This window comes from Sphingobacteriales bacterium, from assembly GCA_012517435.1.
Lineage (GTDB): Bacteria > Bacteroidota > Bacteroidia > CAILMK01 > JAAYUY01 > JAAYUY01.
Window position 1 is genome coordinate 1 of sequence record JAAYUY010000174.1, and the last position, 12,750, is coordinate 12,750.

14 protein-coding genes are annotated in these 12,750 nt (G+C 39.4%); 12 read left to right on the forward strand and 2 right to left on the reverse strand.

The annotated features are described in order from the left end of the window. The coding region (locus GX437_10040; GenBank protein NLJ07997.1) for an EamA family transporter at nucleotides 1–821 on the reverse strand (821 nt) is incomplete at its 3' end. Between the two features lie 305 nt (nucleotides 822–1,126). On the opposite strand from GX437_10040, the gene GX437_10045 reads away from it, so the two are divergent. Next, a complete protein-coding gene (locus GX437_10045; GenBank protein NLJ07998.1) occupies nucleotides 1,127–2,398 on the forward strand; it encodes a T9SS type A sorting domain-containing protein in 1,272 nt (423 codons plus the stop codon). A gap of 64 nt (nucleotides 2,399–2,462) precedes the next feature. Continuing rightward, entirely contained in the window at nucleotides 2,463–3,107 is a 645-nt protein-coding gene (nth, locus tag GX437_10050; GenBank protein ID NLJ07999.1) for an endonuclease III, read from the forward strand. A 4-nt stretch (nucleotides 3,108–3,111) separates the two neighbouring features. Here nth and GX437_10055 read toward each other — a convergent pair whose 3' ends face one another. Then, nucleotides 3,112–5,799, reverse strand: coding sequence for a tetratricopeptide repeat protein (locus tag GX437_10055; GenBank protein ID NLJ08000.1), 2,688 nt, complete (start codon nucleotides 5,797–5,799; stop codon nucleotides 3,112–3,114). Between the two features lie 82 nt (nucleotides 5,800–5,881). On the opposite strand from GX437_10055, the gene GX437_10060 reads away from it, so the two are divergent. The 10 genes from GX437_10060 to atpG form a co-directional block, all read left to right on the forward strand. After that, nucleotides 5,882–6,757 carry a M23 family metallopeptidase gene (locus tag GX437_10060; protein NLJ08001.1) on the forward strand — a complete coding sequence of 292 codons (876 nt, stop codon included), beginning with the start codon at nucleotides 5,882–5,884 and terminating at the stop codon, nucleotides 6,755–6,757. A 37-nt stretch (nucleotides 6,758–6,794) separates the two neighbouring features. Beyond that, the gene (locus GX437_10065; GenBank protein NLJ08002.1) at nucleotides 6,795–7,220 is read left to right on the forward strand and encodes a polymer-forming cytoskeletal protein; all 426 of its coding nucleotides are present in this window, start codon (nucleotides 6,795–6,797) and stop codon (nucleotides 7,218–7,220) included. Further along, entirely contained in the window at nucleotides 7,210–7,413 is a 204-nt protein-coding gene (locus GX437_10070) for an AtpZ/AtpI family protein (GenBank protein ID NLJ08003.1), read from the forward strand. The genes GX437_10065 and GX437_10070 overlap by 11 nt, the downstream gene beginning before the upstream one ends. Nucleotides 7,414–7,430: 17 nt before the next feature. After that, nucleotides 7,431–7,808 carry a hypothetical protein gene (locus GX437_10075; protein ID NLJ08004.1) on the forward strand — a complete coding sequence of 126 codons (378 nt, stop codon included), beginning with the start codon at nucleotides 7,431–7,433 and terminating at the stop codon, nucleotides 7,806–7,808. A gap of 14 nt (nucleotides 7,809–7,822) precedes the next feature. Then, entirely contained in the window at nucleotides 7,823–8,950 is a 1,128-nt protein-coding gene (gene atpB / locus GX437_10080) for a F0F1 ATP synthase subunit A (GenBank protein ID NLJ08005.1), read from the forward strand. A gap of 19 nt (nucleotides 8,951–8,969) precedes the next feature. Beyond that, nucleotides 8,970–9,206 (forward strand): ATP synthase F0 subunit C, encoded by a 237-nt coding sequence (atpE, locus tag GX437_10085; protein NLJ08006.1) that lies wholly within the window; start codon nucleotides 8,970–8,972, stop codon nucleotides 9,204–9,206. Between the two features lie 53 nt (nucleotides 9,207–9,259). Further along, nucleotides 9,260–9,760, forward strand: a complete 501-nt coding sequence (gene atpF, locus GX437_10090) for a F0F1 ATP synthase subunit B (GenBank protein NLJ08007.1) — start codon at nucleotides 9,260–9,262, stop codon at nucleotides 9,758–9,760. A 5-nt stretch (nucleotides 9,761–9,765) separates the two neighbouring features. Beyond that, nucleotides 9,766–10,302: an ATP synthase F1 subunit delta gene (gene atpH / locus GX437_10095; GenBank protein ID NLJ08008.1), complete on the forward strand. Its 537-nt coding sequence runs from the start codon at nucleotides 9,766–9,768 to the stop codon at nucleotides 10,300–10,302. Nucleotides 10,303–10,308: 6 nt separating this feature from the next. Further along, entirely contained in the window at nucleotides 10,309–11,889 is a 1,581-nt protein-coding gene (locus tag GX437_10100) for a F0F1 ATP synthase subunit alpha (protein ID NLJ08009.1), read from the forward strand. Between the two features lie 10 nt (nucleotides 11,890–11,899). Then, a partial coding sequence (atpG, locus tag GX437_10105) for an ATP synthase F1 subunit gamma (GenBank protein NLJ08010.1) occupies nucleotides 11,900–12,750 on the forward strand: 851 nt, incomplete at its 3' end.

Consider the following 12,750-nt stretch of genomic DNA (forward strand, 5'->3'; position numbering starts at 1 on the left):
ATCCAGTTGTACCACCTGAGTTTTTCCCTGAAAAAAAGTAAGGATACAAAAATGCTGAATAAAACGATACCGATATGATTGACGGCAAAAACAGAGGCAGAGACAAGGCCTGATTTGTTTAATGCCTGAATGAAAAAATAAGTTGAGCCATAATTGACGAAACCAAGCACAGCTCCTAAAATTAAAACATTCTGACGAAAAAGGTTGTTAAAAGCCTGATTTTTAATGAAAAAGACCAGAAAGCCTGAGATTCCGGCAATGAGAAAAAGAAAAGAAGTGTATAAAGGGAGAGATGCAGCATTTAAAAAGGCCGCCTGAGAGTATTTCAGCAGAGAATCAACAATGCCGGCACCAACAAAAATGACCACAGGCAGTAAGAATGATTTATGATCATTAATGGATTTATTCTGAACTTTTCTGAAAATTGAGAGGTAAAGTCCACCCAGTGCGAGAACTATCCCTGTAATCTTTGGAGCCGTCAGCAAATCGTTAAAATAAACCACAGAAAAAATCACAGGAATAATCAGCGACATTCTGGAAGCAATGGCTGTTCTGGTAATGCCCGCAGAATTTACCGACAGACTGACGAGGTAAAACATGGCAATGAAAAGTATTCCGGTAAGCAGGATGACTGGAAGATGAGGATAAATGGTCTTAAAAACCTGACCGAAATTATGCTCAGAGATAATAATGCCGAGGATGATGGCAAAAATGTAGTTAATCAGAATGATGTGAAAACTATCGGCATTTTTTCTTCCTGCAATTTTAAAGATGATATTGATGGCAGAAGAGCAACAAATACAAAGCAACAGATAAATCATTCGATCACTTTTTCAGAAGGTAATGCGGTAAGTATTAAATAAAACCGGTGCAAATTTATCTAAAGCTTAATGACTATAAGTCAGAAAATACAAGTGTTATTGATGTGAAAGGGAAGACAGGAAAAAAGATTTGGAAGAAAAAAAGACAGTGGCTTGATTTGTTTAAAATACAATTGTTTTAAGTCAACCTAATTCGGTCTTTGAACGTCATTAAAAGAAAATGACAAAAAATTGTAAAAAAATTTGCTGTTAGATAAAATTCTAATACTTTTGAACCCTAAATGTAAAATCAAAAAAAGAGTTATATGAGAAAAATTTTATCACTTTTCGTTCTGGTAGTACTCGGAATGAACGTTTTTGCACAGAACAGTATTGTCAGCCAGAAGTTAAACGGGGAAATTCCTAAAGACCCGAAATTGATTCAGGCAACCGAATGGCCTGCATTTCAGGCACCTTACAGGGAAGATATTAAAAGTGAATGGTATTCATTTACCTCAGCACTTGACTTTTTCCTTGGAGGCACTATGAGGTATTTCACCAATGCCATCTTCCCCGATACTTTTGTTCAGAGAGTTAACAATGACGGAACCACCTCGTATGTTAAATGGCATTCAATGGGTCTTGCCTTTGATCCGAGAGACGACATGTGGCCACTTTCTGATTATGACCAACTTGAGAAAAAACAACCATACAGGGTTGACTCAATTGCTTTCAGGTATCTCTATGAAAAATTCAACAGTGATGCAGTAAAAGATAAACTGGTCATTCAGTTTTACAATGCTGACAAGGTTGACCGCTATAATTGGACTTCCACACAGGAGCCATGGGCAACTGTTGAGTATGATACCACTACGCTTAGTGGGGTTGATTTTACCCAGCAGATTATTTATGAACTGGAATACAAAGACACAGCTACATGGGAAAGCGGGCAATACAAATGGTTGTCTTTTCCTGTAAATATTGATGTTCCCAAAACTACTCATCCTATATTTGTTACAACCTTTACCTTTAAACCTGCCTATTCCTATAAATTCAATGACACCCTCATTAATTTTGACACAAACCAGAAAAATAAGCCATACAAAAAGCTGAATGCTTTCTATCATCAGATGTTTTACGATCCGGACGGAACGCAGCTGACATCATACAACAATGGTCTGGTCATGAATTATCAGATGAGATACGGAAAATTCCTTGGTGATAACTTTGGCTGGAGATATTTACCCGGCAATGCTTTCTCAGTATCATACTATCCGTACATTATCTATAAAATCACTTATGACAATGATTGGGTAGATGCCATCAATGAAGGAAATGTCAGTTTCAAGGTCGGGGAAATTTATCCCAATCCTGCCAGACAAAATGCAAAACTGGCTGTCAACCTTATGAATGCTGGCAATGTAAGTATTGAGTTTGTCAATGCACTTGGGCAGAGCGTGAAAGTGATGGACAATGAAAAGGTTCAGGCTGGTGAACATGTTTACACGCTGAACACTTCCGATCTGGTTCCGGGCATGTACATTGTGAAAGTTACCGTTGACGGATATTCAAGCACTCAGAATCTGCTCGTAAAATAAACTTAAAGTTAAAACACTAAATGCCCCGCTAAAACGGGGCATTTTTTTTTGTAAATCCTTTAACATGGACAGGCGGAAAGAAAAAGTGATTAAAATTGAAGCTGCTTTCAAAGCGTGGATGCCATTGCCTCAAACAGAGCTTGTCCATGAGAATCCTTATGAACTGATTGTTGCTGTTATATTATCGGCACAATGCACTGACAAAAGGGTAAATCTGATTACCCCTTCATTCTTTGAACGATTTCCTGATATCTATTCTCTTGCAGAAGCAAAGGAAGAGGAAGTTTTTGAAAAGATTAAAAGTTGCAGTTATCCCAACAACAAAAGCCGTCATCTGGTGAATATGGCTAAATATGTAGTGGAGAATTTCGGAGGGACAATTCCATCATCAGTTGACGACCTTCAAAAGTTGCCCGGTGTCGGACGGAAGACGGCCAATGTTGTGGCAGGTGTGGCCTTTGGCAAAAATACCATGCCTGTCGATACACATGTCTACCGTGTTGCTCAGCGGATGGGGCTTGCACGTCCTTCCAAAACACCTCTGGAAGTTGAAAAACAATTACTTGAGATTATTCCTGAAGAAAAATTGTACTATTTTCATCATTGGCTGATATTGTTCGGGAGAAACGTTTGTCAGGCCAGAAAGCCGAAATGCCATGAATGTTTTATCTCCTCTTATTGTGATTTCTACAGCAACTCAGTCAGGTAAAGCCTTACTTTGAAAAGTAGTTTTTGGTGTAAAAGTCGAAATACGATTTAACTTCCTGTTTTTTGACCATTTCGGTCAGATTTTCCTGAAGAATGATGAAAATCTGAGGATTTCTGTTTTTTATTTTTGTCAGAAAGTTTTCATCTGACTTGATACCTGCAAGATATTCGAAGGCCTTTTCTTTATCAGGGAATTCACGCACAATTATCAGCTGAAGGTCGTTGTTGAGCATGATGCTGTTGATTTCGAGGTTTGCCATGCCATAAAATTTAGCATTGTATTCCGAGAAGGCAGTCTTGATCTCATTGGAATTATATTTTCTGCTTTCAAAGGCATAAACAAAGTAATGAGGGGCTTTATTGTCGAGAATAAAAGCCGGTTTCTCAGTTCCGGGTTCATCTTTTTTCCCTTCTTTGTTCGTTGTACTGCCGTCAGAAATAACAATTTCATTGTTCAGGTAAGCCAGCAGGTTGCTGACTTCATCATTCAGTTTGTTTTCTTTGCCATAACTTTTTTGAAAGTCGGTCAGTGCTTTTATCAGCTCATCCTTTTTCATGTTTTTCGCATTGCAGATAATGCTTAAATATTCAAAGTATGGCCGGAGTTGATGACCTGAATATTTTGTTTTACTGATTTCATTGTTTTCCTGAACTTTTTTACAGTCATTGGCGAGGTAATATTCATAAGTCTGACTGTAAAGCTGCTGTATTTCAGTGTTTCTTGCCAATAATTTTTCTTTGAAATAGTCAGGGTTTTCGAGTAAAATGACGAAGTCGGAATTAGGGAAATCACGTTGCAATGCTTCCTTATGGGCTGATTTTTTATCAGCGTCAGCAGGTTTTGTATAAAGCAGGTAAAGATTGTAATGCAGATATGCTGCATATTTACTATCAGGATACTTTTTCAGGAGCTTTTCATAAGACTGAATGGCGCTTGCAGTATCTTTCAGGCTTTCCAGAAAGATGTCACCTGCACGTTTGAGGGCTTCGATCTCGCGCTTACGCGATGCTTCCATCTGGGCAGGCGTAAAGGGTATGTCGGTGTAATACTTTTGCTTCTCTTTCGGAATGTTTTTCAGAAATGAGTCAATTTGTTTCTTTTCCGTTTCTGATAACACTGCTACGATATCTTCAATGGCCTCTTCTTTTTCGGTTTCTTCTTCAACTTCACCAAAGTCAGTATTTTTCTGACTGATACGCCAGTTGTCTTCCAGCTTACGTTTCCCCCATTTTACCATGAACTCGGATTTACCAAGTGTCATGGCTGACTGGTTATAAAAATACCATTTAGCTTTTCCTGACAGATTATCGTCCATTCCGGGGGGTTGCATATAGCCTTGCTGGCGGCTTTGCATCATTTGCCGGCTCATTCTCATTTCCTGCTCTTCAGCCATTTTGCGCTCCTGTTCGGCTTTCTCCTTTTCCCGGATTTGTTTCAGCTCGTTTTCGTATGCAATGTTTATAAGGCTGTCTCTTGATTTTTCAGGTAGCCTTGCCAGATATTGGAGGCTGTCTTCTGCTTCAGCTGTTACAATGTATTTGACAAGGTCAGCCAGCATCTTGTTTCTTGCAGATATTTTATCGTAATCAGGATAGTTCTCATTAAGATTGGTGATGGTGCTGTCGTAATAACTTTTTGCCAGTTTGTAATTCTGCATTGAAAAATAATAATCAGCCAGTTTCATAAATGCAACACCTTTCAGGTTTTCATTCGACTGATTGTATTTGATGCTGAGTTTCAGATATTCTTCGGCTTTTTTGGTATTATTCAACTTGAGTTCGAGCAACCCCAGTTCAAGGTAAATCTGGTCGAAATACTGTATATTTTTATCATCCAGCAACATTTTTTCAAGTAAACCACGGATGGGTCGGGCGCTTTTTTCATCTGTAACCGAGTAGCAGTGCGATATTTCAATTTTTGAATGAAATGCCATTTCATAGGGAGGATTCCGTTTAATCACTTTCTCATAATATTCGGTTGCCTGTTTGAGATTTCCTGTTTTCTGAAGCAATTGTGCAATAATAAATAGATACCTTGATTTATTGGTCTTTTTATTTTCATATTTGACAGCTTCTTTGAGGTTGTTTGAGGCAGCGAGGTAATTTTCATTTTTAATGTCAACCATTGCCTCGGTTAGCAAAAGCTCCTTCAGAATCTGATTTGAAAAGGCTGTATTGCTTTTGATAAGAGTAATGAAAGCTTTGGTTTCCCCGTATTTTTTCTGCTGATACATACATCTGGCTATCCAGACCTGTGCCTCCTGAGCGATGGTGCTTCCCTGATATTCGTCTTCAATATATTGCAGTGTTTCGAGTGCGGAAAAATAATCACCCCTGTAAAAATATGCCTTGCCTATCAGAAGGTAACTGTCGTCTATCCAGTTGCTGAGTTTTTTCTTTTCAAGAATCTTGGAACATTTTGTCAGAATAAAGTCAACATTGGAGGAATTTGCTTTTCCTGAGGTTTCATCAGGAAATTTAAGTACATGAAGAATATTGGTATAGTCGTCAACATAGTTGGTTTCGGTTTGATTGACAACTTTCAGATAACTTTGATAGGCATTGAAGTAAATATTGTAGTGGGCAGTCAGGTTTTGATAAAATTTATCTATTTTGGAATTTTTTAAGGAAGCACAACCGGTGAGCGACAATACGGCCACCCAAATGAAAATCTGAAATAGAAATTTACGCAAGACCTTTAAATTTTAACCTAATACTAACTAACTTTGAAGCCGCAAAAATATTTTAATTCAGGAGATAATTTAACAATTTTTCATGGCAGAAAGGCAAAACCGTTCATTGGGCGAAAAGCTCAAAGCCAGATACAGACTCATCATCAGAGCGGAAGACAGCCTTGAAGAGAAAACCTCCTTTAAACTGACCAGGTTAAATGTTATCATGTTTATCAGTACCTCGCTGGTATTGGGTTTTCTTGCCGTTTTTTTCATCATTGCCTACACTTCACTTCGCCAATATATTCCGGGTTATGGTGATTTTAACACCATCAGGAAGTTTACGGAATTAAACCAGAAATATGATTCACTGGAAAGAGCTCTTTCCAATCAGGTCAGTTATCTGGAAAATATCCGGAACATTTATACCGGTAACATTGAGCAATATTCATCCAGTGCCTATCCCAGAAATGATTCGTTAAAAGTGATGCCAAAATCAGACCCCAGGAAGAAATCAAAAGAAGATTCAATTCTGAGGCAACAGGTGGAGTCGGAGGAAACCTTCAGCCTGGTAGCCGGAGAAGAAGATAATTCAGCACAAAAACTGAAAAATCTTGTTTTATTTCCTCCTGTCAAAGGAATAGTTACTGAAAAATTCAACATGGCTCAGGGCCATTATGCAATCGACATTGCAACGGCTCCAAACACAGCCATTAAGTCGGTCATGGATGGTGTGGTGGTGTTTGCCGACTGGAGCATAAATACAGGCTTTACCATCATGATCCAGCACAAAAGAAATATGATATCTGTTTACAAACATAATTCAGCATTATTGAAAAATGTCGGGCAGGTGGTCAGAGCGGGAGAGGTTATTGCAGTAGCTGGCGATACCGGTGAACTTAGCCATGGCCCTCACCTGCATTTTGAACTCTGGTATGATGGCAATCCGGTGGACCCTGAAAAATATATTTTATTTTAAGTTTGTTTATACTTTTGCACAAAAATATAATCGTCAGATGAAAAAGAATATGGAAGAAAATCTGAATTCGTTCAGTTTAATAAACGCTAACACAAAATTTGTCGGGGAAATTAATTCAGACTCCGATTTAAGAATAGACGGAACAGTTGAAGGGAACATAAATTCTAAAGCAAAGGTTATATTAGGAAACGGTGCAACGGTAAAGGGTAATATTAATTGCCAGAATGCTGATATTTCCTGTCAGGTAGTCGGAACAATTATCGTGGAAGACACTATTAAATTGAGTTCAACTGCCAATATCAAAGGCGATATTTTCACCAAAAAGCTTATCGTGGAAAACGGAGCCATATTCAATGGTAAGTGTGAAATGGGTGGCGATTTTTCGAAAATCACGAGGGAAAAACTGGCACCCCAGCAAACCTCATTATTCAGTAAAACCTCTGAAAAAAGCAGTGAAGCCTGATTTTAAACATCCATCATTCATTAAATATTCAGCACTCGGGTTTCAGATAGTTGCAACGGTTTTGGCAGGCGTTTTAACAGGGCAATGGCTCGACAGACAATTTCCAAATAAATATTCACTGTTTACAATCATTTTATCTCTCATTATGATTGCCATTGCTTTATTTCAGGTGTACCGTTCACTTCTAAAATAATCAAATTTTCAGGCAATATGAAAAAAGACTTTTCCGTAGCATATCTGTTGTTTTCATTCGTCATTGGAATAATAACCGCAATATCCGTATTTACTTTTATTCCTCAGGGTCTTAAAACAGGTGTGGTGAGCAATGCAGCTTTCTTTTTCTTCGTTACATACCTCTTTGGAATCCTTTTAATCGTTTTTCTTGAAAAAGCCCGCCAGCAGGCCACAGGTCTTATTCTGTCGCTGGTTTTTCTGAAAATGATTGTTGCCGTTGTCTATTTTTTACTTGTTTTTAAGCGCTATGATGAAATGCTGATATATTTCACCTTTTCTTTCTTTATCAGTTATTTGATTTTTACTACCTTTGAAGTCGCATTTATTGTTCGAAAACTAAATAAAAAGCAATAAAAAACCAGATTTTCATGAGGAACCTGACAGTTTTTTTTCTCATTAACCTCTTCCTATTGTATCGCTCGGTTGCAGCTCAATCTCCTCAGAAAGAAAATGATTTCAATCTGGTTGAATTTGCTATGCATCACATAGGTGATTCTTATTCTTGGGATTTCTATACTGTTGACCACAAAACAGTCGGTATAAATTTGCCCAGAATTCTTTTCAATCCTCTGAATAAAAAAATTGATTTTTTCTGGTCAACTCACAGAGCAGTTGAATATGGCTATCTTGAAGAGCATGAATTTAATCCTGAAGCCATTCATGGTGCTTTACTGGTACCTCAGTCAAAAGAATCGCTTGAAAGCCTTGCCGACAGCCTGAAACTTGCTCCCGACAGTGCCTCTGCTGCTCTCTGGCAAGTCAGACTGAATGAAAAAATTAAGGAATCAAGACCACTCGACTTCTCAATTACCAAAAATGTATTGTTCCTGTTTTTTGCTTCCGTTTTATTGCTTTCCATTTTTATATCCATAGCCAGACGTTATCAGAAAAATCCAAACACACCTCCAAAAGGATTGCAATCGGCTCTTGAGCCGGTGATTATTTTTATCAGGGATGATATTGCCAAAACCTATCTCCCTCATCATTACGAGAAATACCTTCCGTTATTGCTGAATTTCTTCTTTTTCATCTGGTTTCTCAATATGATGGGACTTATTCCATTCAGTGGAAATGTAACCGGCAACATTGCCGTTACGGCAAGTCTGGCACTCATTACCATGGTAGTTACCAATGTGAGTGCTAAAAAACATTACTGGGGGCATATACTTTGGTTTCCCGGAGTTCCCGTTTTTGTAAAACCCATCATGTTTGTCGTGGAGCTGGTCAGCGTTTTCACCAAACCATTTGCCTTGACTATACGACTTTTTGCCAACATTACCGCAGGCCATCTGGTTATTATTTCGTTCATTTCGCTGATATTTATTTTTGGGAAGCTTGGGCAGGTGCCGGCAGCCGGATGGGCTACTTCCGTAGTTTCAGTTGCTTTTGCCCTTTTTATCGATTTAATTGAGATTTTAATTGCATTATTGCAGGCATATATTTTTACAACATTATCAGCCTTGTTTATCGGACAGGCTGTTGAACATGGTCATTAACAATTAATTAATTAAAACTATGATTTTATTAGATTTAGGATTAGGATTAGGTGCCGGACTCGCAGCCGGACTCGCAGTTTTAGGTGCAGGTATTGGTATCGGGCAAATTGGCGGAAATGCAGCTCAGGCTATTGCACGCCAGCCTGAAGCCAGTGGAAAAATCAATGGTGCTATGATCATTACTGCCGCTATGATCGAAGGTGTTGCACTTTTCGGTGTGGTGCTGGGTGTTATTATCATTGGTAAAGTTGCTTAATTAGCCTTCTCGGCTGATTGGCTGTTTTTTAATCTTTTGGAAAAATAAATCTGATGATTTTACTCAATGCTTTGTTAACGCCCGGAATTGGGTTAATGTTCTGGACAATTGTCATTTTTCTCTTACTTTTGGTTGTCTTGCGAAAATTTGCATGGAAACCTATTGTCAATGCGCTTAAAGAGCGGGAAAAAGGGATAGAGGAGGCATTGCATCAGGCAGAAAAAGCCCGTCAGGAAGTTCAGGAACTGGTGGCTAAAAATGTTCAGCTGATTGTGGAAGGACAAATGGAAAGAGATTCTATTATTAAAGAAGCCAGAGAAAGGGCAGAGCAGATTCTTGAAAAAGCAAAAGAAGATGCAAAAACAGAAAGCAAGCGGATTCTTTCGGAAGCCCACCAGATGATTCTGCGTCAGCGTGACGAGGCAGTACGTGATCTTAAAAATGAATTAAGCGATATTATTATTGAGACTACCACGGCAATCATCCGGAAAGAACTTGCTGACCCTGAACACCATAAACGCCTTATTGAAGAAAAAATCAAAGATTTGTCCTGATCTTTATGAGTAGCCGGATTACCAAACGATATGCCTCGGCATTTCTTGAATTTTCAGAAAGAAATGCAATCACGGAAATGACCATAACCGATGTAAAACATTTTCTTGAAGCATGCCGTGAAAATAAAGAATTTCTTGTTTTTCTGAAAAGTCCGGTCGTTAAAGTCAGCAAAAAGAAAAAGGTGCTTCATGCTGCTTTTGAGAATGTATTTTGCCGGGAGACGCTCAATTTTATCGACCTGATTGCTGACAACCAAAGGGAAAACCTCCTGTTTGAAATTTTTACCGAATTTCTGGAATTATACAAACAGAAAAATGGCATTGTAACAGCAGAGCTTACCACCGCAGTACCCGTTGACAGGGAGCTGGCTGAAAAAATCAAGGAATTTGTCAGAAAAGTCAGTAGTTCAAAAAGCGTTGAACTGGTCAATAAAACTGATCCTTCCATCATCGGGGGATTTAAAATTAAATTTCATGATAAATTGCTGGATGCCACCATTGTTCATGAATTGAAAGAGATAAGAAAAAGAATGATTAAATAAACGAAAATGCAGAAGATAAATCCAAGTGAAATATCATCCATATTGAGAAGAGAACTTGCAGGCACCGATACCAAAGCCTCACTGGAAGAAGTTGGATATGTGCTGGAGGTAGGTGACGGTATTGCAAGGGCATACGGACTTTTAGCCGTTGGTGCAGGTGAATTGGTTGTCTTTGAGGATGGTACAAACGGAATTGTGCTTAACCTTGAAGAAGATAACGTGGGTATTGTGTTGATGGGTGAATCGAAAAATATTCACGAGGGAGATGTGGTGAGAAGAACCAAACGAATTGCATCGGTAATGGTGTCGGAAGAAATGTTGGGAAGGGTTATTAATCCGTTGGGTGAGCCTCTTGATGCCAAAGGTCCTATTGGTGGTGAAAAATATGAAATGCCGCTGGAAAGAATTGCCCCCGGTGTTATTTTCAGGCAGCCGGTAAATGAACCTCTGCAAACAGGTATAAAAGCTATTGATGCCATGATCCCTATTGGCAGGGGACAACGTGAGCTGATCATTGGTGACCGGCAGACCGGCAAAACCACCATCGCCATTGATACCATCATCAACCAGAAAGAGAATTATGAAAAAGGCAATCCGGTCTATTGTATCTATGTTTCTATCGGACAAAAAGAATCAAATGTTGCCAAAATAGTTAAAACGCTGGAAGACTTCGGTGCAATGCCCTATACCATTGTGGTTTCTGCACCTGCTTCTTCTCCGGCTCCATTGCAGTTTTATGCTCCCTATGCCGGTTGTGCCATCGGAGAGTTTTTCCGTGATACAGGAAGACCTGCCCTTGTCATTTATGACGATTTAAGCAAACAGGCTGTTTCTTACCGCGAAGTTTCCCTGCTGCTCAGAAGGCCTCCCGGTCGTGAAGCTTATCCCGGGGATGTTTTTTACCTCCACAGCCGTCTTCTTGAACGTGCCTGTAAGGTGATTCAATCGGATGAAGTAGCTCGGAAAATGAATGATATTCCTGATTCAATCCGGCATCTGATAAAAGGAGGTGGCTCCCTGACAGCCTTACCCATTATCGAAACCCAGGCAGGTGACGTTTCAGCTTATATCCCTACAAATGTTATCTCCATCACTGACGGACAGATTTTCCTCGAATCAAACCTCTTTAATGCCGGTGTCAGACCAGCCATTAATGTGGGTATTTCCGTTTCAAGGGTAGGGGGAAATGCACAAATAAAAGCCATGAAAAAAGTAGCCGGTACGCTTAAACTTGACCAGGCTCAATACCGTGAACTCGAAACATTTGCTAAATTTGGCTCAGACCTCGATCCTGCCACACGCGCCATCATTGCAAAAGGTGAAAGGAATGTCGAAATTCTGAAACAAAACCGTTATTCGCCAGTTCCTGTTGATCATCAGATTGCTATCATCTTCCTGGGAACCAGCGGGCTGCTGAGCAAGATTGCCGTGAAGGATGTGAAAAAATTTGAAGAAGAATATCTCGATACGCTTGAGGCAAAACATAAGGATGTGCTGGATATTCTAAAGCGGGGCGAAATAAACGATCAGGTGAAAGATACCCTTCAGGCAGTTGCCAAAAGTCTCGAAGCCAGATATGTAAAATAATCAGTCGGTCATGGCAAATCTTAAAGCGATACGTCTCAGAATCAGCTCGGTAAAATCGACTCAGCAGATTACGAAAGCCATGAAAATGGTTTCTGCCGCAAAGTTTAAGAAAGCACAGGATGCCATTTTACGAATGAGGCCTTACGCTGCCAAAATAAATGAGATTATTCAGCCACTCGCAAAGAGTGTGGATGATCTGTCGCAAAATCCTTACTACCGTACCTCTGTTGTCGGGAAAATACTGATTATTCCTGTTACTTCCGATAAAGGTCTATGCGGGTCTTTCAATAGCTTTGTGATTCGGGAAACCATGAAATTTATCGAATCCCAGCAAGCCCTTGGACGTCAGGTCAGTTTGCTTTGTATCGGGAAAAAGGCTTATGACTATTTTAACAGAAAAGGTTTCCAAATCATTGATAAAATCACTGATATTTCGGGGAATGTGCCTTTTGGTAAAATTGTTCCCTATGCCGAAAAAGTGATGAATTTGTTTGAAGCAAAAGAGTTTGACGAAATCAGGATTATCTACAACGCCTATAAAAATCCGGCTGTTTACATCACTACCAATGAACAATACCTGCCGGTTCAACCTGCTGATAATCAAAAAGAAGAGCCCGACCTTCACGGGAGAACCGATTTTATTTTTGAACCTTCCATGGAAAAAATCATTGATGAACTGATTCCGGCAAGTCTTCAGGTGAAGTTTTACCGGATAGTACTTGAGTCCAATGCAGCCGAGCATGGAGCCAGAATGACAGCCATGGACAAGGCTACCGAGAATGCAGAAGAATTGCTGTATGAATTACGTTTGTTCTACAATAAAGAGCGTCAGGCTGCCATTACCAAAGAATTGCTGGAAAT

What these genes read in the sequence shown, in the direction of transcription:
- atpB (NLJ08005.1), top strand. Translation starts at nt 7,823, where the DNA reads ATGAGGAACCTGACAGTTTTTTTTCTCATTAACCTCTTCCTATTGTAT.
- GX437_10060 (NLJ08001.1), top strand. Translation starts at nt 5,882, where the DNA reads ATGGCAGAAAGGCAAAACCGTTCATTGGGCGAAAAGCTCAAAGCCAGA.
- atpH (NLJ08008.1), top strand. Translation starts at nt 9,766, where the DNA reads ATGAGTAGCCGGATTACCAAACGATATGCCTCGGCATTTCTTGAATTT.
- GX437_10045 (NLJ07998.1), top strand. Translation starts at nt 1,127, where the DNA reads ATGAGAAAAATTTTATCACTTTTCGTTCTGGTAGTACTCGGAATGAAC.
- nth (NLJ07999.1), top strand. Translation starts at nt 2,463, where the DNA reads ATGGACAGGCGGAAAGAAAAAGTGATTAAAATTGAAGCTGCTTTCAAA.
- atpE (NLJ08006.1), top strand. Translation starts at nt 8,970, where the DNA reads ATGATTTTATTAGATTTAGGATTAGGATTAGGTGCCGGACTCGCAGCC.
- atpF (NLJ08007.1), top strand. Translation starts at nt 9,260, where the DNA reads ATGATTTTACTCAATGCTTTGTTAACGCCCGGAATTGGGTTAATGTTC.
- GX437_10075 (NLJ08004.1), top strand. Translation starts at nt 7,431, where the DNA reads ATGAAAAAAGACTTTTCCGTAGCATATCTGTTGTTTTCATTCGTCATT.
- GX437_10100 (NLJ08009.1), top strand. Translation starts at nt 10,309, where the DNA reads ATGCAGAAGATAAATCCAAGTGAAATATCATCCATATTGAGAAGAGAA.
- GX437_10065 (NLJ08002.1), top strand. Translation starts at nt 6,795, where the DNA reads ATGAAAAAGAATATGGAAGAAAATCTGAATTCGTTCAGTTTAATAAAC.